This is a genomic window from Bradyrhizobium sp. JHI2711, from assembly GCF_056156565.1.
Genome location: NZ_JBPZPT010000001.1, coordinates 21456 through 43311, shown reverse-complemented (window position 1 = coordinate 43311; position 21856 = coordinate 21456). Strand labels below are relative to the sequence as shown.

At 65.2% G+C, this 21856-nt stretch carries 26 protein-coding genes and 1 pseudogene; 7 read left to right on the top strand and 20 right to left on the bottom strand.

Annotated features, from left to right (window positions below):
* Positions 1-136 precede the first annotated feature (136 nt).
* The gene (locus tag ACTEK7_RS00230; protein ID WP_085969273.1) at positions 137-340 is read right to left on the bottom strand and encodes a hypothetical protein; all 204 of its coding nucleotides are present in this window, start codon (positions 338-340) and stop codon (positions 137-139) included.
* 275 nt (positions 341-615) lie between these two features.
* Complete coding sequence (locus ACTEK7_RS00225; protein WP_036025622.1) at positions 616-1278, bottom strand: glutathione S-transferase family protein; 663 nt, start codon at positions 1276-1278, stop codon at positions 616-618.
* Between the two features lie 72 nt (positions 1279-1350).
* Here ACTEK7_RS00225 and ACTEK7_RS00220 point away from each other — a divergent pair.
* A pseudogene (locus ACTEK7_RS00220) lies at positions 1351-1748 on the top strand (DUF599 domain-containing protein); the annotation flags it as partial.
* A 942-nt stretch (positions 1749-2690) separates the two neighbouring features.
* Here ACTEK7_RS00220 and ACTEK7_RS00215 read toward each other — a convergent pair.
* The 4 genes from ACTEK7_RS00215 to mgtE all read right to left on the bottom strand — a co-directional run bounded on the left by ACTEK7_RS00215 (position 2691) and on the right by mgtE (position 6483).
* Positions 2691-3524, bottom strand: coding sequence for a hypothetical protein (locus ACTEK7_RS00215; RefSeq protein ID WP_225148394.1), 834 nt, complete (start codon positions 3522-3524; stop codon positions 2691-2693).
* 49 nt (positions 3525-3573) lie between these two features.
* On the bottom strand, positions 3574-4392 hold the full coding sequence (locus tag ACTEK7_RS00210; protein ID WP_036013757.1) for an aldo/keto reductase: 819 nt from the start codon (positions 4390-4392) through the stop codon (positions 3574-3576).
* A gap of 175 nt (positions 4393-4567) precedes the next feature.
* Positions 4568-4885 carry a helix-turn-helix domain-containing protein gene (locus ACTEK7_RS00205; RefSeq protein ID WP_225148393.1) on the bottom strand — a complete coding sequence of 106 codons (318 nt, stop codon included), beginning with the start codon at positions 4883-4885 and terminating at the stop codon, positions 4568-4570.
* 176 nt (positions 4886-5061) lie between these two features.
* A complete protein-coding gene (gene mgtE / locus ACTEK7_RS00200; RefSeq protein WP_225148392.1) occupies positions 5062-6483 on the bottom strand; it encodes a magnesium transporter in 1422 nt (473 codons plus the stop codon).
* Positions 6484-6602: 119 nt separating this feature from the next.
* Here mgtE and ACTEK7_RS00195 point away from each other — a divergent pair, with 119 nt between their 5' ends.
* The gene (locus ACTEK7_RS00195) at positions 6603-7394 is read left to right on the top strand and encodes a polysaccharide deacetylase family protein (protein WP_036013750.1); all 792 of its coding nucleotides are present in this window, start codon (positions 6603-6605) and stop codon (positions 7392-7394) included.
* A 157-nt stretch (positions 7395-7551) separates the two neighbouring features.
* Positions 7552-8892: a polysaccharide deacetylase family protein gene (locus ACTEK7_RS00190; RefSeq protein ID WP_225148391.1), complete on the top strand. Its 1341-nt coding sequence runs from the start codon at positions 7552-7554 to the stop codon at positions 8890-8892.
* 4 nt (positions 8893-8896) lie between these two features.
* Here the strand turns inward: ACTEK7_RS00190 and ACTEK7_RS00185 are convergent, their stop codons facing one another.
* Positions 8897-9271 carry a hypothetical protein gene (locus ACTEK7_RS00185; RefSeq protein WP_036013747.1) on the bottom strand — a complete coding sequence of 125 codons (375 nt, stop codon included), beginning with the start codon at positions 9269-9271 and terminating at the stop codon, positions 8897-8899.
* A gap of 283 nt (positions 9272-9554) precedes the next feature.
* Here ACTEK7_RS00185 and ACTEK7_RS00180 point away from each other — a divergent pair, with 283 nt between their 5' ends.
* Complete coding sequence (locus ACTEK7_RS00180; protein ID WP_036013744.1) at positions 9555-9812, top strand: hypothetical protein; 258 nt, start codon at positions 9555-9557, stop codon at positions 9810-9812.
* A gap of 21 nt (positions 9813-9833) precedes the next feature.
* Here the strand turns inward: ACTEK7_RS00180 and ACTEK7_RS00175 are convergent, their stop codons facing one another.
* From ACTEK7_RS00175 to ACTEK7_RS00150, 6 genes are all read right to left on the bottom strand, one after another.
* Positions 9834-10022: a hypothetical protein gene (locus ACTEK7_RS00175; RefSeq protein ID WP_036013742.1), complete on the bottom strand. Its 189-nt coding sequence runs from the start codon at positions 10020-10022 to the stop codon at positions 9834-9836.
* A 10-nt stretch (positions 10023-10032) separates the two neighbouring features.
* Positions 10033-10362, bottom strand: coding sequence for a four-helix bundle copper-binding protein (locus tag ACTEK7_RS00170; protein ID WP_036013740.1), 330 nt, complete (start codon positions 10360-10362; stop codon positions 10033-10035).
* A 98-nt stretch (positions 10363-10460) separates the two neighbouring features.
* The gene (locus ACTEK7_RS00165; RefSeq protein ID WP_225148390.1) at positions 10461-11363 is read right to left on the bottom strand and encodes an NAD(P)/FAD-dependent oxidoreductase; all 903 of its coding nucleotides are present in this window, start codon (positions 11361-11363) and stop codon (positions 10461-10463) included.
* Positions 11360-12436: a flavodoxin family protein gene (locus ACTEK7_RS00160; protein ID WP_225148389.1), complete on the bottom strand. Its 1077-nt coding sequence runs from the start codon at positions 12434-12436 to the stop codon at positions 11360-11362. Before ACTEK7_RS00160 ends, ACTEK7_RS00165 begins: the two co-directional genes overlap by 4 nt.
* A gap of 65 nt (positions 12437-12501) precedes the next feature.
* Complete coding sequence (locus ACTEK7_RS00155; RefSeq protein WP_036013732.1) at positions 12502-12702, bottom strand: hypothetical protein; 201 nt, start codon at positions 12700-12702, stop codon at positions 12502-12504.
* Positions 12702-12911, bottom strand: coding sequence for a hypothetical protein (locus ACTEK7_RS00150; protein ID WP_036025634.1), 210 nt, complete (start codon positions 12909-12911; stop codon positions 12702-12704). The genes ACTEK7_RS00155 and ACTEK7_RS00150 overlap by 1 nt, the downstream gene beginning before the upstream one ends.
* A 286-nt stretch (positions 12912-13197) precedes the next feature.
* On the opposite strand from ACTEK7_RS00150, the gene ACTEK7_RS00145 reads away from it, so the two are divergent.
* Positions 13198-13482: a hypothetical protein gene (locus ACTEK7_RS00145; protein WP_225130075.1), complete on the top strand. Its 285-nt coding sequence runs from the start codon at positions 13198-13200 to the stop codon at positions 13480-13482.
* Between the two features lie 19 nt (positions 13483-13501).
* Here ACTEK7_RS00145 and ACTEK7_RS00140 read toward each other — a convergent pair whose 3' ends face one another.
* Together ACTEK7_RS00140 and ACTEK7_RS00135 are read right to left on the bottom strand one after the other, a co-directional pair.
* Positions 13502-13702: a hypothetical protein gene (locus ACTEK7_RS00140; RefSeq protein WP_225148388.1), complete on the bottom strand. Its 201-nt coding sequence runs from the start codon at positions 13700-13702 to the stop codon at positions 13502-13504.
* Positions 13703-13837: 135 nt separating this feature from the next.
* Positions 13838-14020, bottom strand: a complete 183-nt coding sequence (locus ACTEK7_RS00135) for a hypothetical protein (RefSeq protein ID WP_225135755.1) — start codon at positions 14018-14020, stop codon at positions 13838-13840.
* Between the two features lie 294 nt (positions 14021-14314).
* Here ACTEK7_RS00135 and ACTEK7_RS00130 point away from each other — a divergent pair, with 294 nt between their 5' ends.
* Positions 14315-14509 (top strand): hypothetical protein, encoded by a 195-nt coding sequence (locus tag ACTEK7_RS00130; protein ID WP_225148387.1) that lies wholly within the window; start codon positions 14315-14317, stop codon positions 14507-14509.
* Positions 14510-14560: 51 nt separating this feature from the next.
* Here the strand turns inward: ACTEK7_RS00130 and ACTEK7_RS00125 are convergent, their stop codons facing one another.
* The 4 genes from ACTEK7_RS00125 to ACTEK7_RS00110 all read right to left on the bottom strand — a co-directional run bounded on the left by ACTEK7_RS00125 (position 14561) and on the right by ACTEK7_RS00110 (position 20129).
* Positions 14561-15319: a Crp/Fnr family transcriptional regulator gene (locus tag ACTEK7_RS00125; protein WP_225148386.1), complete on the bottom strand. Its 759-nt coding sequence runs from the start codon at positions 15317-15319 to the stop codon at positions 14561-14563.
* Positions 15319-18489, bottom strand: a complete 3171-nt coding sequence (locus tag ACTEK7_RS00120; protein ID WP_225148385.1) for a CheR family methyltransferase — start codon at positions 18487-18489, stop codon at positions 15319-15321. Before ACTEK7_RS00120 ends, ACTEK7_RS00125 begins: the two co-directional genes overlap by 1 nt.
* Before the next feature lie 355 nt (positions 18490-18844).
* Complete coding sequence (locus ACTEK7_RS00115) at positions 18845-19111, bottom strand: hypothetical protein (protein WP_225130082.1); 267 nt, start codon at positions 19109-19111, stop codon at positions 18845-18847.
* 10 nt (positions 19112-19121) lie between these two features.
* Entirely contained in the window at positions 19122-20129 is a 1008-nt protein-coding gene (locus ACTEK7_RS00110) for a chemotaxis protein CheB (RefSeq protein WP_225130084.1), read from the bottom strand.
* An 87-nt stretch (positions 20130-20216) separates the two neighbouring features.
* Between ACTEK7_RS00110 and ACTEK7_RS00105 the strand changes: the two genes are divergently transcribed.
* Positions 20217-20612 carry a response regulator gene (locus ACTEK7_RS00105; RefSeq protein WP_225148769.1) on the top strand — a complete coding sequence of 132 codons (396 nt, stop codon included), beginning with the start codon at positions 20217-20219 and terminating at the stop codon, positions 20610-20612.
* Between the two features lie 370 nt (positions 20613-20982).
* Here the strand turns inward: ACTEK7_RS00105 and ACTEK7_RS00100 are convergent, their stop codons facing one another.
* The gene (locus ACTEK7_RS00100) at positions 20983-21765 is read right to left on the bottom strand and encodes an SDR family NAD(P)-dependent oxidoreductase (RefSeq protein WP_225148770.1); all 783 of its coding nucleotides are present in this window, start codon (positions 21763-21765) and stop codon (positions 20983-20985) included.
* Between the last annotated feature and the right edge of the window lie 91 nt (positions 21766-21856).

The following is a 21856-nucleotide window of genomic DNA, read 5'->3' as shown; positions in this document are numbered from 1 at the left end:
AGCAAAGAGCGGATGGTCAAGCGAGCACCGCGAGTCGGCAACTGCCCCCGCCCACCCTTGTGAAGGTGAAGCGGGCCTTTTGACGGCGGCAGAGTACAATTCCCGGGAGGCGCCTATGCACTGACGGCGTCGGCCTTCAGGAGAGCGCGAGCTGGCTTTCCTTGGCGACGCGCTCGAAGGCTTCGGTCGAGCTTTTGATCCGATACTGGCAGTCGTCGCCTTCGGTCGGGAGCAGACGGATGACCTCATACGCGCCGCTCGCAGCCGGACGCGCGACATTGCTGGCCGTGAATAGGACGCGCGTTCCCACGGGGAATTTGTGCTTCAACACCCTCTCCATTACTCAAACAGCGCCCGCCTCGCCCAGTGTCCCACTGCGAGGGCCGGCCGGAAACCCGGGCGGCTGTATAGCACGCGTCCGATGCTTTTGGCCAGCGCCATGCCGGCATGGCCCGCGCACAATTTTTGCAGTTATTTCAGGATGATAACGGGACAGCCGGTGGGGCGATGATACCGGCGGAGCTGCTTATTCCGCCGACATGTCGCAGGCCTGTCGCACCCTCCTCCCGATCGGCTGGCGTCCCCGCCTCCGGCCGGCGCCGGTCGGACTGCCGCTCAGGCGTCCTCGAACTTGGCGATGACGAGCGTTTCGGCCAGTCCATCCCGGGTCCATTCCTGGAACGCCGGCAGCGCCATCATGGTCTCCATGTAGGCCCTGGTGTCCGGCGCCACCTCGATCGCATAGGTGCGGAAGCGGTGCACGACGGGGGCATACATGGCGTCCGCCGCACCGAAGCGGCCGAACAGGAACGGTCCCTGTGCGCCATAGCGGGTGCGGCACTCGCGCCAGATCTCCTCGATGCGCGCGATGTTCGCCTTGGCATCCGCCGACAGCGCCACGGCGCGGATCGGCCGATGCAGGTTCATGCCGCATTCGTTGCGCAGCGCCACAAAGCCGGAATGCATTTCGGCGCATACCGACCTGGCATGCGCGCGCGCGGCGACGTCGTCAGGCCAGAGCTTCGCTTCCGGATAGCGCTCGGCGACGTACTCGATGATGGCAAGCGAATCCCACACGGTGACGTCGCCGTCGACCAGCACGGGCACCTTGCCGGCGCGGCTGAAGGACAGGATCTGCGCCTTGTCGGCGGGATCGTCGGTGTAGAGCGGGATCAGCGTCTCCACGAACGGGATGTCGTTGGCGCGGAGCGCGAGCCAGGGCCGCATCGACCATGACGAGTAGTTCTTGTTGCCGATCGCGAGTTTCAGCGCAGCCATGTCACTGGTCCTTCGTTTAGTCCTGCAGTTGCAGCCGCTTTTTAGCGCCATCGCCTGCCGCCAATCAATCGTTGCTCGCCCGCTTTGTGGGAGCTGAAATGCGTCGGCCTCGTGCTGATTTGCGTCTACGCCTTCTTCAAATTCGCCTGGGCCTATCGCCTGTTCAACTATGTCGCAATCCTGTTTGGCGGTATGCCGCCGGCCTCACAGCGCGACACCCCCGAGGCCGAAGCCCACGTCATCCGCACCTCGCGCCTGTTCGAATCCGCCGGCCGCCACTTCAACCGCGGCCAGCGTGCCTTCTTCTTCGCGCTCGGCTATCTCGGCTGGTTCGTCAGCCCCTGGGTGCTGTTCGTGACCACGGCAGCGGTCGTGGTCGTGACCTGGCGGCGGCAGTTCGCGTCCAGCGCCTGGGCCGCGATGGCACCGGGGCGGTGGATGGTGGTGAGGGGATGAAGCGAGGGCATTGAGCCACGTGTCCCGGACAAGCTGCAACGCGTGAAGCGTTGCGGCGCAGAGCCGGGACCCAGCGCCACACGGATTGCTCGGAGGCATGGGCCCCTGCTCTGCAGCGCATCGTCGAACCGGACGATGCTTCGCATCGCCGGGGGGACGCTGCGCTGCGTCCGGGGCACGAGATCGGATCACAGACATGCCTTCGCGATCTCGCGGCTGCTTCGCCCGAGCTTTGCTTCGTCTCGCCGCCCTCAGATGCAAGAGGGCGCAGGGAAGGCCGGGTGCCGGCGGCACCCGCGGTCCGCTGCGCTGGAGCACACGCAGGAAGAACCGCACAGCAGCATACAGGTGAAGCCCAACACACGGCCTTCCCTGCGCGATGGTCGGACGGCTTATGCCGCGCTCTCCTGGGAGCCGAGTTCCCTCTGGCCTCCCTCGCTCCCGCGAAAGTCACCGGCACCGCGCCGGTTGACGCCAATGCCGCATTCGCCAGAGCTTGACCGTAGCAACGACGGCCAGGACCACACGGTTTTGCCGTACGCGCGGTCCGTTGGCGCCGCAGGGTTCGACGGCGTTGTGCACGTTGCCATCGAAATGCCGGCGCGACGAACCTGACAGCGCCGCTCGTCCGTACGAAGCCTCGGGCTCACGGAGAGCAATCCGCCCTGCCCTCAGCTCTCGTACACGACGCTGCCGCGTCCACCGCAAGCCCGGCTCGCGACAATGACGACCGCATGGTCGCCCCTCAATGAGCCGGGATGAGCGACAAATACGTCATTTCCGAATTTCGGTAAAGCGGAATATTTTAGAGCGGGCAGGTTGACAGAGAAGCGAAACACCCTGCTCTCGTAGCCCGGATGGAGCGCGAGCGTAATCCGGGACAATTCGAGCTGCCGGGCGAGCAGCCCCGGATTACGCTTTGCTCCATCCGGGCTACACGACTACACGACGATGCGCTATCCGCCGAAATCCTTCGGGCTGAACGGCAGATCCAGCACCTTCCATTCCCCGTACAGATTGGCCGGCAACATCTTGTAGGGTTGGCAGTTCTGCAGCGCGCTCGTTGCGGACTTGACGATGGCCACGCCCTTGGCGGACGGCGGCGCCTCGATCAGGATGGGCTCGCGCGCCAGCGTGCCGTCGGTGGCGAACACGGTGCGCAGCTTGACATGGACGTTGTCGGTCGGTGCGACGCCGGCCGGCAGCTTGGCGCAGCCGCGCAAGTGACGGCGAAGCTCCGCGACGACCTCGGGCGGAAGCTTCGCAGCGATCGAATCGTTGGCATCGCCGCCGTCATCCTTGGCGCCTTTCGGCTCGACCGGCAATTCGGGCGGCAAGCCCAGCATGACCCCGTACTTGATGGTGACGTCCGGTTGCGGCGTCTGATAGGCCGGCGGCGGCGCGGCCTGCGGCGGCGCGTTGGCCTCACGCTGCTTCGAGGCCTGCGGCTGCTTCTGCTGCGGCTCGGGCGAGGCCTGCTGTGACGGCGATGGTTCTGCCGCCTGCGGCCTGGCCGCAGGCTTCGATGCCTCCGCCTTGTCGGTGATATCCGGCTTCGGCAGCTTCAGATCGGGGAGCGGCTCTGGCGGCTTCGCCTCTTCCTTCTTCTCCTCGGCCTTGGTTTCCTCCTGCTTCACCTGCTCCGGCGTGACGATGTCGACCGCGACGGTTTCGGGCGCCTGACTATGAAACGGACGGACCTCGCTAATCACGATGATCAGCGCCACCAACGTCAGATGGGCGATTGCCGAGGCGGCAATGTCCGTCCGTATGATCTTCCCCAGTTCCATCGACCGATCTTGGGTTGCCCCCGCGGTCCTAGCATACCCCGGGTCCCTCTCAATCCCATTTCGGGGCGAAGCCAAAGTCGGTCAGGCGTCCCTTCGGATTGGCGAGCGCGGCGATCCGGTCCATCTCGTCTTCCGACAGCTCGAAATCGAAGATCTCGATGTTCTCCGACAGGCGCTCGATGCGCGAGGTGCGCGGGATCGCAGCGACATTCTGCTGCACCAGCCAGCGCAGGCAGACCTGCGCCGCCGTCTTGCGGTGGACGCGACCGATCTCGGCCAGCGTCTGGTCGGACTTGATGCGGCCCTTGGCGATCGGGCTGTAGGCGACGAGGGCAAGGCCATGCTGGTCGCAGGCCGCCCGTACCTTCGCCTGATCGAGATAGGGGTGATACTCGACCTGGTTGCAGACCAGCGGCTCCGCCGACAGCGCGACCGCCTGCTCGATCAGTGCCACGGTGAAATTGGAGACGCCGATGTGGCGGGTCAGGCCCATCGTCTTCGCATGCGACAGCGCGCCCAGCGTCTCCGCGAGCGGCACATGAGGATTGGGCCAGTGCAGCAACAACAGATCGACCGAGGGAAGCCGCAGGCGAGCGAGGCTCTCCTTCACCGAGCGTTCGAGATCATGGGGTGCGAAATGGTTGGTCCAGACCTTGGTGGTGAGGAATACGTCGTCGCGGCGCACGCCGGAGGCGCGCAAACCGTCGCCGACCTCGCGCTCATTGTCGTAGACCTGCGCGGTGTCGATATGGCGATAGCCGAGCCGTAGCGCCTGCTCGACCACGCGCGCGGCCGGCCTTCCGCTCAGCTCCCAGGTCCCGAGACCGATCGCCGGAATCCTTGCGCCATTGGCCTCGACGAACAGCATGAGGAATCCTCTTCCGTTGCGACAGCCCCAGAAGTCATTATGGACCCGGTCGATGATACTGCCAACGGAAGCCGCGGCAGCCAGGCGGGATATTCGATGCAGGCCTAACGGGAGGTTGTGCGTCAGGCCTCGGCGTCGGGCCTTGGCGTCAGGCCTTTGGCGTCAGGCCTTGGCGTCAGGTCTTGGCGAGCGCCTGGAACACCGTGTCGGGGGCATGCGCGATCACCGTGAGCAGTGCGCGGGCCGGGCCGCGCGGGGCGCGTTTGCCCTGCTCCCAGTTGCGGATGGTCTCGACGGGTACGCCGAGCCTGGCGGCGAACTCCATCTGGGTCAGGCAGGCGCGCCGGCGCAGATCGCGCACCGCGAGCGGGCCGGTGTCAGACGGCGCCGCATTGGTCGTCGGCTGAACCGAAAGCGGCTGGACCGGAAATTCCTGCCCATTCCGCAATTCGACGATCCGTCCGTCCGCCTTCAGCCGCAACCGCATGCCCATTCCCCCAAGCAAAGGCGATGATGCGGCAGGTCGCTTAAAGTCGGATTAAAGACGGTTGTCGTCATTCCGGGGCGCGCGAAGCGCGAGCCCGGAATCCATTGTGCAGCGTCGACGCGGACAAATGGATTCCGGGTTCGCGCCAAGTGGCGCGCCCCGGAATGACGATGGGGTGAGACCTACTTCAACCCGAACCAGAGCGTCGCAATCCCGAGGAAGGAGAAGAAGCCGACGACGTCGGTCACGGTGGTCACGAACGTGCCCGACGCCACCGCCGGGTCGGCCCGCACGCGATCCAGCGCCATCGGGATCAGGATGCCGCCGAGCGCGCCGGCCACGAGGTTGCAGACGATGGCGAGCCCGATAACGATGCCGAGGCCCGGGATCTTGAACCAGGCCACCGCGGCGATGCCGGTGATCACGGCGAAGGCGAGGCCGTTGACGAGGCCCACCAGGGCCTCGCGCATCACCACGCGCCAGGCGTTGGAGGGACCGAGCTCGCGCGTCGCCAGCGCCCGCACCGCCACCGTCATGGTCTGGGTCGCGGCATTGCCGCCCTGGCTCGCCACGATCGGCGCCAGCACCGCGAGCGCGACCATCTTCTCCAGCTGGCCCTCGAACAGGCCGAGCACGGAGGACGCCAGGAACGCGGTGGCGAGGTTCACCAGCAGCCAGTTGAAGCGGCCGCGGGCGATGGTGAGGAACGTGTCCGACAGCTCTTCGTCGCTGGTGACACCGCCGAGCGCCTTGAGGTCCTCGTCCGCCTCCTCCTCGATGACGTCGACGACGTCGTCGACGGTGATGACGCCGACGAGGCGATCCTGGGTGTCGAGCACGGGCGCAGCGACGAGATTGTATTTGCCGAACATGCGCGCCACCTCTTCCTGGTCCTCCAGGACGGAGACGCGGCGGCGGTCCTCGTCGGTGAGCTCGGTCAGCGCCACCGGCCGGCGCGTGCGCAGGAGCACGTCGAGCGGCACCGCGCCCTGCCAGTGCTGTTCCTTGTCGACGACGTAGATCTCGTAGAAGCGGTCGGGCAGATCCGGCGTCTCACGCATGTAGTCGATCGCCTGGCCGACCGTGAAATCCTGGGGCACGGCGATGAACTCGGTCTGCATGCGGCGGCCGGCGGAGTTCTCCGGGTACAGCAGGCTGCGCTCGAGCGCGACGCGCTCCTTGAGCGGCAGCTTCTCCAGAATCTCTTCCTGCTCCTCGGCACCGAGGGTTTCCAAGAGCTCGACCGCATCGTCGGATTCGAGCTCGCGGACGCCCTCGGCGACCGTCTCCGGCGGCAGCTCCTCGAGGATCTCCTCGCGGACGGTCTCATCGACCTCGTTCAGCGCCGAGAAATCGAAATCGCGGCCGGTGAGCTCGACCAGGCGGACGCGGTCGTCGGGCTCGAGGGCGCCGATCAGATCGCCGAGATCGGCCTCGTGCAGCTCCGCGACGCAGGCACGCAGCGCCGCGCTGTCCCCGGCCTCGATCGCACGGGCGACCTCCTCGACGAATTCGTGCCTGATATCGCCGTCTTCATTGCGCATCGGCACGTGGTCGAGTACCGAATCCGCAGCCGATGGGGCAACGTCCAGATGTTCATCCATGGCGCGCCTCGCCGTTTGACAGGTTGGAACCGGTGGTGTGAGCTGAGGCTTCAGGCAATACCCACAAGGCAAAGCCGAGCGCAATGGCAAAGATGCTGCGACTAAGGTGGACCTCGACCATGGCGGGCGCGCTTGTCGCAACCGTCATCGGCAATGCCGCGACCGTCATCGGCGCCGCCGAGACGGAGGCCGCCGAGTGCCCGCGCAAGGACGCGCTCGGCACCTCGCGCGTCTTCAGCGTCGATCCCAAGACCTATCCGCGCGTGGGCCTGAAGAGCTTTCCGCAGACGCTGCCGCTGGCCGATCGCGAGGTCGTGCTGACCTTCGACGACGGGCCGAACCCGCCGACGACGTCGAAAGTGCTGGCGGCGCTGGCACAGGAATGCGTGCGCGCGACCTTTTTCCTGATCGGCCAGCACGCCTCCGAGCACCCGGACATGGTCAAGCGCATCGCCCGCGAGGGCCACACCGTCGGGCATCACTCCTACTCGCATCCGTTCATGGGGCGTATTCCGTTCGAGAAGGCCATGGCCGACATCGATCGGGGCATTGCCGCAGACGAAATGGCGCTACACGGAGTCTCGACGACGACACCCTCGACGCCGTTCTTCCGCTTTCCCTATTTCGAGTCGACCCAAGCGCAGCTCGACCTGCTCCAGTCGCGCGGCATCATTGTGTTCGGGGCCGATTTATGGGCCAGCGACTGGGAGGAGTTGACGCCGGAGCAGCAATTGAAGCTCGTCACCGAGCGTCTCGCCGCGAGCGGAAAGGGCATCATCCTCTTCCACGACAACAAGGCGCGCACGGCCGCAATGATGCCGGCGTTTCTACGGTATCTGAGGGAGAACGACTATCGGGTGGTCCACATCGTCCCGGCGGGCACATCACAGAAGAGCGCCGATACGCGCTGATGCCGGAATGTCACGCCCGGGCAAAATGGGGTGATTTGGGGCCAATTAACACTCTGTTCATGCTACCCCGTGAAGATGAGAGCGGCTGCGGCTGAACCGTTTTGAGCCATCTCCGACCTATCTAGGGCGCCAAATTGCATGGGGGCAGACGAGGTTCATGATCGGAAGTAGCGTTGTTTTGCGGACGCGATCGTGGATCGTCCTCTGTCTGGGAATGCTCACCGCCGGTTCGCCGGCCGCGCTCGCAGCCGAGTGTCCCGGCCACCCCGACGCCCTCGGCACCTCCCGCACCCTCGTTGTCGATCCGCGCGAACATCCGCTGATCGGCACCATGCAGTACCGCGAGACGCTGCCGCTGAAGGACCATGAGGTCGTCCTGACCTTCGACGATGGTCCGATCCCGAAATATTCGAACCAGGTGCTCAAGATCCTCGCCGACGAATGCATCAAGGCGACCTTCTTCATCGTCGGCAACCAGGCCAAGGCCAATCCGGAAGGCGTGCGCAAGCTGGTCGCGGCGGGCCATACCGTCGGCACGCACAGCATGGACCATCCGCTGACCTTCGACCGGATGCCGATCGAGAAGGCCGAGGCGGAGATCAATGGCGGCATCGAATGGACCGCAGCCGCGATGACCGATCCGTCGCAGCTCGCCCCGTTCTTCCGCATTCCCGGGCTGATGCGCGCCGAGGGCATCGAGAACCATCTGATCTCGCGCGGCCTCCAGGTCTGGAGCGCCGACTTCCCGGCCGACGATTGGCGGCACGTCTCGTCCGACCGCGTCTACCAGCTCGCGATCCAGCGGCTGGAGGCCAAGGGCAAGGGCATCCTGCTGCTGCACGACATTCAGGCCCGCACGGTGGCGGCGCTGCCCAAGATCATCCGCGACCTCAAGGCGCGCGGCTATCGCATCGTGCATGTGGTGCCTGCCACGGCCGAGCGGCCGGCGACGCCGACCACGCCGGTCGAATGGCTGATGCATCCGCCAACCGAGACGACGCCGATCGCGCGCTGGCCACGCGTGCCGCATTTCGTGTTCACGCAGACCAGGACGCTGCCGGCGCCCGCGCTCGCGGACCTCAATGTGCAGGGCGAACATCAGTCGCTGCTGCCGCGCCGGAGCAAGGGCCAGATCGACCTCGCATCCACCCTGCCCGTCCCGGGTCGCGATCTGTTCGCGATTCCGGAAGGCTCGGTCGAGGTGCTGATGTCGACGACCTCATCGCGGCGCGCCGCGACCCGGCTCGCCATGGCGGCCGAGAGGCCACATCCGGCCAAGGACAAGGCAGCACAGGGCAGGGGCGCGAAGGGCAAGACGGCCAAGCTGCATGGGCGGCGTACCGCCCAGGCGGCGCCGGCTGCAGCGGATCACGCCGCGCAGCCCGTCGACATCGTACCCAAGAGTACCGCGGCGAAGAGCGCCGCGGCCAATGGCGCGGCCTCCAAGGGCGTGCCGCCCCGTCCGACCCGCGTCGCCAGCCTGAAAAAACGCGCGTGATCTGCTATTGCCGCATGATGGCGGCGACGCAGAGCAGCACGATCAGCGCCAGGAAGAACAGGTCCATGTAGGACTTGAGCTCGCCGTCCCGCCGCAGCCGCGCGACGTCGGTGATCACCTGCTTGCGCGCGGTGGTGCTGCCCGAACCGTCGTTGATCGGAGCCTGAAGGCGCTTGGTCTCGGCCTCCAGCTTCTCGATCTTCTGGAAGAAGTAGAACGCCCGCAGCGTCGAGGCCGCGCGCATGGCGGCATAGACCAGCACCAGGATCGCCAGGATCGCCCGGTTCGGATACTTTTCCATGAAGTTCAAGCTGAAATAGACCACCGCCATGAAGGCGAAATTGGTGAGGAAGCGGTAGACGAAACTGAGAAAAACCATGCTGGCTCGAAACCTTCAGGGGGTCGCAACCCTATGGTGCTGCGAAGTGCGGGATCGGGACCCAGACCGGAACGGCGAGCCTGGATACGGCCCGTCTACGCCAAGTTTGTTTCAACAAGGATACTGCCGCCCCCGCAACTAGCCGCCTTTTAGCCTGACGCGGCCATAAGGCAAGCTGGAGCATGGCCCATGGCCTCGCGCGCGAGGGGCCCGCAACGGCTCAATGGCGATTTGGCCGAAGGCGCGGTAAACTGTGACCGCCACCAGATGTGGGGTTCTTCCGATGTCGAAGAAGGGAATCACGGGCCACGACGACTGGGTTCTGACCGAGGCACTCGCGACCGCCCTGGTCGCGCTGGAGCAGCTCGAACCGAAGCACCAGCCGAACGCGCATATGGAGGACATCCGCAAGCTGCTCGCGAACGGCAAGGAGCCGGCAGCGGTGAGCCTGCATCTTGCGCAGGCCAAATGCCGTCTGTTTCCCGAGCTCGACCCGCTGCAGATCTACCGGGAATACGGCATCGGCGAGGAGTATGGCTGAGGCCGCGGTCGACGATCGAGCTCAAGGCCCGCCGGCGACCGATCCTGCGATCACCATGACAAGCGCGCCGAGGTCGATCTTGCCGTTGACGGTCAGCTCCTCCGAGGCCGCTGCGTCTCCCGCGCCCTGCACCTTCAGCGATTGCGGCCGGTCGGCGGCCTGACGCTGCAATTCGCCGACGATCGCTTCCTTGAGTTTCTCTTCCAGCATGGGCACCTCCTCAAGCCGCCATCGCGCGGCAGGATTGGGCGCAGGAGCGGCACGTCGCGACGCATTCGTCCATGCCGCCGATCCGGGCGCAATCCTCGGCACATTCGGTGCAGATTTCGGCGCACTCACCGCAGGTGTGCTTATGATGCGGCGTGTTGATCAGCATGAAGTGCGCGGCGGTCCGGCAGATCTCGGCGCAGGCCATCATCAGGCGGAAATGTTTCGGCTCAACATGCTTGCCGCCGGTCTCGAGGCAATGGTTCATCGCCGTGCCGAGACATGTCTGGTAGCAGCTCATGCAAAGCGCGATGCAGCGGGTCATGTCTTCGGATTGAGCCATCGGTTGTCTCCAGTTGCGCGCCCCGCTCCGCTCGACCAAAGCGGGGCAACGCGCTTCGTTCCCGGTTCCAGTCGATTGTGAGGCTCACCGCCGTCCCATCACGCAAATCGCGGCGGCAGGCTGTTGTGGATCGTGCAGGCCGCGATTGCCGCGTGGCCGAACGCGACCGAGATCTGGTGCAGGTCGGTGACGACGTCGCCGATTCCGTAGAGCCCGGCGATCGACGTGCGCTGGTGATCGTCGACCTTCAGATGACCGTCCGCAGTGTGGTCGGCGCCCAGCGCCATCGCGAGCTGGGAGCGGACCTCCGCGCCCATCGCAGGATAGACGATGTCGAATTGCGCGGTACGTCCGTCGGCGAAATCCGCTTCAACGCCGCCGCCTCGCCGCGCCAGGCGCAGCTCGGGCGCGAACACGATTCCGACGCCCGCCTCGGACAGCTCCGACGTTGCGGCCTTCGCGTCGTCCGCGCCGGTCGCAAGCAGCGTCACGTCGCGCGCATAGCCACGCAGGAAGAGCGCCTTTGCGGCGGCACGATCCAGCGGCCCGACGACGCCAATGCGGCGGCCGGCGGCCTCGAAGGCGTCGCAGATCGGGCAATAGCGCAAGAGTCCGTCCGCGACCGCCGCGCGCCACTCCGCAAATGGCGGATGGGTATCGACGATCCCGCAGGCGAGAATGACCGTGGCGGCCGCATGCATGCCGCCATTCCAGCTCGCTTCGAAACCGTGTTCGTGACGCTGCAATGCCGTGACCTCGGCCTCCACGCGTGTGACGGCGAGCTCGTTCAGCTGGGCCGACATCCGCTCGATCAGTTCCGCGCCGGACAGGCCGTGGACGAAGCCGGGGACATTGTGGCTGCGCGGGATCAGGGCCGCCCGGCTCGCGCCGGCGTCCACGACGCAGACGCGGCGGCGGAAGCGCGCTAGATAGATCGCGGCCATCAGTCCCGCCGGCCCGCCTCCGACGATCAGGCATTCAAGGGGTGGCGCGCCAGTCATTTGGGGTTCGGGTCCGCAAGACCGGCGCCGGGCTCATCGAGGCGCCCGCTTCGCGCGAGCCGGACGGCATTGCCGAGCGCGCGCGCCGCATTCTGCACTTCCTGCTGGAATTCGCGGTCCTCGTCGAGCTCACGATGGGATGTGGCGTATGGCTCGTCGTAGCCGACATAACCGTCGAGCTCGGCGTAGCGCCCTGCCGAGATCAGCTGCATGTCGGTCAGCCAGTCGGACAAGCCCCGTCGCACGCCCTCGGCGCCGACCGCATCGCCGTGAACGACGAGGCCGAAATGGCGGCCGGCGAGATGACGCGGATAGGGCCAGCCCTTCAGCTCGATCGCCTTGGCTTCCGCGGCGTTCTTGCCGTGGGTCGAGGTCGGATCGGGATTGCCGCCGTCGGCGCAGACCATGCGGTCCATCATCGCCTTGAGACCGGCGGGCACGTGATACCAGTTCACGGGCGCCACGATCAGAATGCCGTGGGCGGCAACCCAGAGCGGATAGATCTCGTTCATCCAGTCGTGGGTCTGGCCCAGCGAGTAGTTCGGATAGCAGCTGCACGGCCAGTGGCACAGCGGCATGGCGGTGCCGACGCAGGACTTGCAGGGATGAATGGTTTTGCCGAATTCCGAAGCGAGGCGCGACAGATCGAGGATGTCGACGGCAAATCCCATCTCGATGAAGACGGGCTCGGCCAGCTTGACCAGCCGCCAGGTCTTGGACATCTCGCCGGGACAGGTGTGCTCGCTGCGGGCCGAGCCGTTGATGATCAGGATGCGCGGCGTCTCGTCGGCATCGTCGTGGCGACGCTGCGCCTCCAGGATTTTTGAGCGCGCATCGAGCCAGTCGACGGCAAGATCGTAGTTCGGGTCGGAAAAGCCTGCGCCGGCCTTCCGCGTCAACGGTGCCTTGCGCGAATGGCTGTAGGCGTCCCAGGCCGCAGCGATGATGGCATCGAGCTCGCGCCCAAGCGGAGCAAAGGCGGGATCGACGAACTGACGCTTGTAGCGCCGCTCGAACTCCTCACGCGACAGCTTGACGGGCGGCATCCCCTTGCGAATGTCGGCGTCCGTCATGCTGGCTCCTGGCGAAGTCGAATCCCTCCGACCCAACCCGGCGCCCAGCGCGCGGTTCCCAAGCCTTACTGGCGAACAAGCTCCTGCGGCGCATCGAATTTGGCGATCCGTTGATCGAGCCGCCACAGCTCGATGCGATGCACCAGGACGAGCGAGGCGGCTTCGCGCTTGGCCTGCTCGTCGTCGTCGCAGACGAGGTTGATGCATCCGAACACGTGCCCGTCCGGATCGATCTGGAACGCGCGGTAGTGCTTGATACTTGCCACTATAGATGTCCTCGCCTTGGAGCGACGGGTGCGCTGAGCCAATCCGTGAGGTTCGAGGTCACTTCGTTCTGCTTGGCGCGACGCAGCAGCATCTCGCGTTCCCTGCCGGGCGGCAAGTTGCGGGCGCGCTCGCGGGCGCTTTCGGCAAAGGCGGCTAGCCGCTCCTGAAGCGTTTGGGTCTGTTTCCTGCGGTTACGTTTGGCGGTCATTTGTACTTTTGAACTTTCGTGGACAATTCGGTTGAAAGGAAATCGGCCCCGGCGGGGGATCGGGCGCCGGGGCCCAGGCTCTCTTGTCACTCAAGTCGCTTGCCGGTCGAGGCGGCTCGGCCCGGCAACGACTGTAGCTTCCGTCGCAACAGCCGGTTCCGGCATTTCAATAAGTTAACGCTGCGCGATTTTGCGCAAATCACAACCGCAGGACCGATCGATCCGGACTGCGCCGGAACCGAAATGCTGATTCGTATGTTCAAGGACGACCTGAAGGAGGATCATCATGGCAAAAGCAGCATTGAAACGCCCGGGGTCGCCGATCGGCCGCAAAGGACCGCGCAAGGCAAATCCCGCCTACAAGCGCCGCGCGCGCGAGCCGTGGACAGCGGCGGATGTGAACAAGCTGAAGCAGCTTGCGAAAGGCAACACGCCGACCGGCGTGATGAGCATCAAGCTGCAGCGCCCCGTCACGGCCATTCGCAGCAAGGCGCAACGCGAAGGAATTTCGCTGCGGCCCGTCAACCGCTCCCCGTACAATCGGCGAAGCAAGGCCGCGAAGCGGCGCTGACGACGCGCATCGCGCCGGGCTAGCTTGGCGGCTGCAGGCCCGGCGACCGCAGCCACTCGCTCATCTGAGACCCAGTTTCCGCCTGACGCGCCTTGCGCAGGACTTCGTCGCGCGCCGCGCCGGGCGGAAGCAAGCTGGCCTGTTCGCGTAGCCGCTCCGCCTCGGCGGCGAGCCGCGCTTCCAGAGTTTCGACTTGCTTGAACCGATGTCGCGTCCTCATGAGGCGTCCTCCTGGTGCATGAGGTCGAGCGCGCCGTTGCGTTCCGACGGGTGTTGATGCCAGGCTACACAGCCTGGCCAACGATCTAACGTTCCAGAAAGGGAACGGTTGCCTGTTTCGGCGAAAAGACCGGAGTTAGGATTCTTCGTTGTCGCGGCGAGCCCTGATCTCGGAGCGAAGCATGGCGCTGTCCATGATGGCGAGGCGCAAATCGTTCACCGCGTCGCCGTAGCGTCCCGCGACTTGTCTGTGCTGCTCCCGGAGGGCGCGGCTCTCTTCGATAACGCGTGTTGCGCGGGCAAACAGGGTCTCTGGCATCAGGCATCATGCGACGGAGAGTCGCGAGCGCGCACTTGCATAGGTTACTCAAATGGCGCCAACGGCTCAAAAAGCGTCGCCGATTAACCTGGATCAAGCCGTCACAACCCCGCCGGAACGCTCTCAACCGCCACCCGTGGCCCGGGAGGGGTTTTAACGAGCAGATCGCCGAATTCCTTAGCTGAAACGACACAGCGGGTGTACGGTGACATTATCACCGGCTGAGGCTCTGCCCGTAGGCGCTGGTGGCTGAGAGACCGATGGTGCTCCCGCCTGCTGATTAGGGAGCGCTTGATGACCAAGCCGATTCACCATCCGTTGCAGTCGGACGAGAAGCACGTCGAGGAGGTTCGCAAGACGATCCGCGAGGCACGAGCAGCGCTGGAGCTACCCCTCCCGGATACGTTTCTCGGCCGGCAAACTCACGAGCCGTTTCCAAGTGAGAACGATGATGATGCGCAGGACCGGCAGCGGCATACACCCGCATGATCGCGACCGCGCGTCACGGGCAAAACCAGCCCGCGCCGCGGCGGAACGGCGTCACCTGATAGCTTCAGTCTCGCGGTAGAGCCGCAGATAGCTCGGCGAATACAGCGCCGCGTTCTTGAGCGCATCGAGGTCCGGGATGGTCAGCGTCCGCTCGCGCAGCACGATCAGCCCCGCCGCGCGCAGCTCCTGGAGCGTCCGATTGAGGTGAACGACGGAAAGTCCGGTGGCATCGGCGAGATCCGTTTGCGTCACGGGCATGAGGCAGGAATTGCCGTCGACCATTCCCACCGGGCGCAGCCGCTCGACGATTTCGCAGAACAGATGCGCCACGCGCTCCAGCGCGACCCGGCGGCCGAGATTGATCGCCCATTCTCGCTGGATCGCGCTGTTGAGCAACGTCTCGCACCAGAAGGCTTCCGACAGCGTGGGGTTGTTGGCGAGGAGACCTTCGAATCGCGCGCGCTTGATCTCGGCATAGACCACGGGCGTCAGCGCCACGATCGAATGGTCCATCTCCGAAAGCAGGTAAGCGTGCGCATCGCAGCTTTCGCCCGGGAAGATGAAATTGACGATCTGGCGCCTGCCGTCCTCCAGCGTCTTGTAGCGGCCGAGCCAGCCCGACAACAGGATTCGGACGCCATCGACGCGATCACCCTCGGTGATCAGATCCTCGCCGGATCCGGCACGTTGAAGACCCTCGAGCATGGCGTATTCCAGCGACGCGCGAGCCTCGTTCGACAACCGCCGCAACGCATTCAGCCGGCGAATGGCCGGCTCCAGGACGCTGCGATCGGCTGTCGACAACGGCATCAGGCGGCCACCACCGGTGTGTGGAAGGCACGCTTGGTCAGGGGGATGGTGATGGTGCATTGCAACCCGGCCGGGTTGAATGTCATCGTGGTCTGCCCCTTCAGCTCGAACGCCAGCGTGCGCTCCAGAAGCTCGGTTCCGAATCCCTTTCGCGGCCTTGCCGTCACACGCGGCCCGCCGCGCTCGCGCCACTCGAACACCAGCTCCGCCGGATCGGTGCTCTCATCGACGCGCCAGGTCACCTCGATGCGCCCGCTCGGCTGACTCAAGGCGCCGTATTTGAGCGCATTGGTCGCGAGCTCGTGAATGGCGAGTGCGAAGGTTTCGGCAGCCTTGGGCTGGAAGCGGATGTTGGGGCCCGAGACCCGCATCTGCTCGCCTTCCCTGGCATTATAGGCGAGCAGCTCCTCGACCACGAGATATTCGAGATCGACGCCGCCTTCGGGATCGCGCGTCACCAGCGCCTGGGTACGGGCGAAGGCGTTGAGACGGCCGTCGAGATGGGAGGCGTATTCCTCCACGGTCGAGCTCGTTTCCGCCGAGCGGCGGGCAATCGAGCGCACCACGCCGAGGGTGTTGCGAACCCGGTGCTGGAGCTCGGCGAGCAGCAGGCGCTGCCGCTCCTCGGCACGGGTGATGGCGGTCACGTCGATGAAGGTGATGACGACACCGGCGATGAAATTGTCGACGCTGCGATATGGCAGGATGCGCACGATGTAACGCGTGCCGCTGTCCGGCGCGCTCAGCTCGCGCTCGACGCTGGCGAGCGTGCGCAGAACGCGGCGGATGTCGTCGTAAAGCTCCTCGATCGGAATGCGCGCCTTGATATGGCTGATCGGCCGGCCCGTATCGGTCTCGACCAGATGCAGCAGCTGGGTGATGGCGGGCGTGAAGTTCATCACGCGCAGATCGTTGTCGAGGAAGACCGTGGCGATCTGCGTGCTTTCGAGGAAATTCTTGAGGTCGCTGGTGGCACGCGTCAGCTCCTGAACGCGGTGTGCCAGCTCACCGTTGACGGTGGTCAGCTCCTCGTTGACCGACTGCAGCTCCTCGCGCGAGGTCTCGAGCTCCTCGTTGGCCGACTGCAGCTCCTCGTTCAGCGATTGATATTCCTCGTTCGACGATTTCAGCTCCTCGTTGGTGCTCTCGAGCTCCTCGATGGTCGCCTGGAGGCGCTCGCGCGTGGCGCGCAGATCATTCTCGAGGCGCTCGACGTGCTCGGTGCGCACCAGCACGTTGGGATTGGCCTGGTCGGATTCGATGGTTCGCGCAGGGCCGTCCTTGAACAGGACGACGAAATTGCGGTGGCCGCCGGCGCCCTCCTGGATCGGCTCGACCGTGATGTCGACGAGGACGCGGTGACCGTTGGCGCCAAGCTGCACCTGATCGGCATGAACCGGCTCGTTGCTATCGGAGGCGCGGCTGAGCGCGGTGCGCAATTCCAGCCGCAGATCGCGGTGCACGAGCTGCAGCAGGTCGAGCGTGGCGGCGCCCGCCGTCGGCTCGATGTAGCGGCCGGTGCGCCCGGAGAAATGTAGAACCTGGAAATTCTCGTCGGTGATGACATAGGCCGGGGCATAGCGCTCCGCGATGCGCTGCGCGCGCCGCTCCAGGCCCACGTCGGGGCCGAACGAGCGCATCGCCGGCACCTCGACCGGCACCCTGCCCGCCGCGGTCGTGATCGGAAATTCCGGCGGCAGCCGCGTTCCCGTCTCGAGCTTCTTGAAGATCCGGGCGCGGCGGTCGACCGGCGCGAACAGCTTCGGATGCCGGGTCACGTTCTCGGAATTGCCGAGGAACAGATACCGCTCCGGCAGCAGCGCGAAATGGAACAGCGGAATCACCCGGTTCTGCAGCTCGGCGTTGAGATAGATCAGCAGATTGCGGCAGGAGACGAGGTCGAGCTTCGAGAACGGCGCATCCTTGATGACGTTGTGCTGCGAGAAGATGCACATCTCGCGCAGCTCCTTCACCACGCAATAGGTATCGCCCTCGCGCACGAACCAGCGCGCCAGCCGCTCGCTGGTCATGTCCGTCTCGATATTGGTGCGATAGCGGCCGACGCGGGCGGTCGCCAGCGCCCGACCATCGATGTCGGTGGCGAAGATCTGCACCTGCGGCACGGAATCCATCCGTGCCATGTGCTCGCGCAGGAGAATGCCGATCGAGTAGGCCTCCTCGCCGGTGGCGCAGCCGAGCACCCAAACCCGGATCTGCTGGCCTGCGCCCTTGCCCTCGAAAATCTTCGGGATGATCTGCATCTCCAGCACCTCGAACTCGCGCTTGTCGCGGAAGAATTCGGTGACGCCGATCAGGAGGTCGTTGAAGAGATACTGGGCCTCGTCCTTGTCGTTGCGAAGGAAATCCACATAGGCGGCAATGTCGTCGATCCGGACCACCTGCATGCGCCGCTGCACACGGCGCAGGAACGTGTTCTGCTTGTAGCCGTGGAAATCGTTGCCGGTCTTGTTTCGCAGGATGTCGGCGATGCGCGACAGCGAACTGGCGGCCGCGGCGAGGACCTCGTCGAAGCCCTGCTTCTCCTCCAGACGCCTGAGATGACGGGCATAGACTTGGATGTGCTCGGGGATGTCCTCGGGCGGCAGCACATAGTCGGCGATGGCGGCGGGCGTGTTGCCGTTGCGCAGTTGCTCGGCCTCATCCTCGCTCGCTAGCTTTTCGGCAATGGCGAGGCCGCCGTGATCCTTCAGTGTCGCCGTGCCGAGCGTGCCGTCACCGCCGGTGCCGGCAAGAATGACGCCGATGGATTGCTCGGCGCGCTCCTCGGCCAACGAGACCAGGAAGCTGTCGATCGTGGCGCGCTCGCCGGGCGCCTGCTCGGCCTTGCGGATCGCGAACCGATTGTTCTGGATCGTGGTGATCATCGCCGGCGGGCACAGATAGATCATGCCGCCTTCGATCGCGTGGTCATCACCGATATCGGCGACCTTGCCGCCATTGGACGCCTGCACGATTCCGCGCAGCCGCTGCTCGTCGTAAGTCTCATGATGCTGAAGCGCCAGCACGATGGCCTGATCGGCGCCTACGGTCAGCTTGGCAAAGAAGCGTTCGATGCTGTCCAGTGCACCAGGCGAGGCGCCCACCCCTATGACCAGCGGAGTTTTGATCTGGCGCTCTCCTTGGACCGGCTGGTCGCCGACGTCGTGCATGGCTCTGGTGGCTCTCGTTTGCTCGCCGGGACCAACAGGCGCCCGGCTCCTGCAAATAGCAGAAATCAATATTATCCCAACAGATCAAACGCAAAAATGTCCCCGAGGCCTTCAGCGTTGTCAGCCTCGGCCACCAGGTCCATACTTGGCCGGCGGCGGAGGAACCAGCGATGCCGATCTCCGAGGAACTCGCCGTTCTGATCAGGCGCGCCGAGCGCGCAACGGCGGACGCTCACCGCCTGCTGGCCGAGAACGAGCGTTGGCGCCGGTACGCGGAGCGGCAGCTCGATGCCATGTTTGAGCTCAGCGCGGAGTTCAGGAGAGCTGCCGTGCGACCCTCCCCCCCCCCCGCCAACTACCCAGCCGCGACCTCTTGCCGGAGATACTCGACCCGCTGCTCGATCAGGACGCGGTGGCGCTCCCATTCGACCAGGGTCTGCTTGAGCAGGCTGACCAGCCGCTCCGCCTGACGCGTGTCGTGTCCGCTCGCCATGAGTTCACGCACGCAATCTTCTTGATTGCGGATGCGCTTCCAGCCCTCCTCGATGTCCTGTTCCGCCTTCACCAGCAGGCGTTGCTCGGCGTCGAGCTGTGCGGTGCGTTCGGCAAGGGAGATGGCCATGGCGACGCCTTCACGCCTCCCGTTTGCCTACGGAAGGATCGAGCGACTTTAGCACGACGCGCCGGATCATGTCGGCATATTCGCGGTATTCGAGCGCCCGAGCCTCGTACATCTCGGCGACGGCAGCCCTGCCGCTGCGCCGGCCGTCGGCGGCCATGCGCTGCACCAGCTCCGCCCGCTCCTCGATGATCCGCAATGCCACGCGTAGGGCTTCGTCGACGCGCCCCTCCTGCTCCTTGGCGAGCGCATCGGCGGTGAAACCGTGGCCGACCTGGCAGCGGAAGCGCATCGGACGGGCGTTCTTGACCTCCGAGAGCACCCCGCCGCAGGTTGGACAGGTCAGGGCGACAGGGTCAGCCATCGAGGCGAGATTGTCGCTTCCGATCCGCTCGCCGGCCGCGATCTCGACCTCGAGCCGGATCTCCGGCGGGATCGGCAGCGCGGCGCCAGCCTGCTCCCTGACGAGTTCGGACAGCACATCGCCCATGGTGGCGCCGGGGACGCAGAGATCGACCGTGGTCGCCTCCATGGCGCGCCGCGGCATCTCGTCCGAGATCGCGTCCGCGGGGTCTTGCACCACGGCCATCCCGCCGCAGCGTTTGATGGCGTTGAGGCCGGCCGCGCCGTCCGACAACAGGCCGCTCAGGAGCACGCCGATGACGCGCGGCCCGTGATAGAGCGCGGCCGAGCGGAACAACGCATCGATCGCCGGCCGCACCATGTTCTCCCGCGGGCCGCGGCCGAGGAAGATGCGGTCCTCCGTGACGAGAAGATGATGGTCCGGAGCACCCAGGTAGATCTGACCGGGCTCGATCTTCATACCGTCTTCGGCCTGCCGGACGGGGAGCGGGCCGGCACTGCTGGCGACCGTGGAAAGGATGCCGATGCCCTGGGCCGGGATGTGCAGCACGATGAAGACGGCGGCCGGCAGATCCGCCGGCAGACGGCTCAGGATCTGCTTCAATGGAGCGGTCGCCCCGGCCGAGCCCCCGATGACAATGATGTCGCGGTTGCCCATGGAACCCGCCTCCAATTGCATCGTTTGCAGTTTGCACCAAGGCGGATCGCCGGCTTATGTTCCTATGCGTTGGGAGGCCGAGACAGCATGGAGACATCGTCGCATCAGCGCGCAGAGCTCAATGGGCGCCGCATCTTCGTGGTCGAGGACGAGTATTTTCTCGCCGATGACATCGGCGAGACATTCCGCGCGCTGGGCGCCGAGATCGCCGGTCCTGTCGGCGATCTCGAAGACGCGCTCAAGATCCTGCACGACGGCAGCGTCCTGGACGCCGCCGTGCTCGACGTGAACATCCGCAGCGAGATGATCTTTCCGATCGCCCGCGAGCTGAGAGCGCGTAACGTGCCCTTCCTTTTCACCACCGGATACGACAAGATCACACTCAGTCCGGAATTTCAGGACGTGCCGCTCCTGGAAAAGCCGATCGATCTTGCGGCGATGGCACGGAAGCTCACCGGACTCATCGCCGAACAGCCGGTCTAGCAAAAGCGGTTGAAAGCTCGCAGCCGGGGACGATCAAAATAGATGCGCGAAAGCAAGCCACGCGGTCACCGCCAGGCACAGGATAACAGCGGCGTAAGGTAGCGCGATGCGCAAGACGGCAAGCTCCCCACCTTCAGCTCATCATCATCCAGACGATCGCAACCATCATCACGAGAAAACCCGTAACGGCAGTCGCGATAAAGGCCTGTTCGATGCGATCCATCGCCAGAGCAGCCCCCCTCTTGGTTCAGCCCGTACAATTTGACGGTTTGAGGGCCGCGGCGCATTAGGCTATGTGAATCGGGGTCTTCTTTCTCTTTTCTCTTCGCAAAACGGTTCGTGCGCGCCGCCACATTGCACGCGCGTCGCTCTAAGACGTTGCAGTACCGGGCTCCGCCATCTTGCGGTGCTGCTTGGCCAGCATCTCGTTCGGCGTGACGTTCGCGACCGTGGTCTGGATCTTGTTCTTCAACCCGGTGACGATATCGGCCTCACCGCGCAGCATCGCATCGAAGCCGGCCTTGGCAACATCGTAGGCGCCGTCCTTCTTGTCGGTGCCGACCTTGGTGTCCATCATGTCGGCGCGGCGGAAGAACTCGGTCTCGGTCGCCCCCGGCATCAGGCAGGTCACGGTGACGCCGCTGTCGCGCAGCTCCTCGCGCAGCGCAAATGAGAATGAATCGAGGAACGCCTTGCTGGCGTTGTAGGCGGCCTGGAAACTGCCCGGCATGAAGCCGGCGATCGAGCCGGTGATGAGGATGCGGCCGGCATTGCGGCGAAGCATCTCATTGCCGACGCGGTGGATCAGATACAGCGTGCCGGTGATGTTGGTGTCGATGAGGTGTTTCACCCTGGCAAAGTCCTGGTCCAGGAACGCCTTGCCCAGGCCGATTCCGGCATTGGCCAGCAGCGCATCGATCGGCCGATCACCGACCGCGGCGCAGAGCTTGTCGACGCCCTCGTCGGTAGCGAGATCGGCCTCGACCGGCTCGACGCTGCCGCCGAGCCGGCGCAGATCGACGGCGACGCGTTCGATCTGGGACTCGTCGGCCGCGATCACGAGGTTGAATCCGGCCTGCGCGCAGCACCTTGCAAGTTCCAGACCGATACCGGTTGAGGCGCCTGTGACGACGGCGAGCTGATTGGCGGACATGCGGCAAACCCTTGTGATTGAGCCTTTGGAATGAGGTGATCACGCTCAATCTCTGCCCTGCTCTCTCGTTCCTATTTGCGCAGTGCGAAGA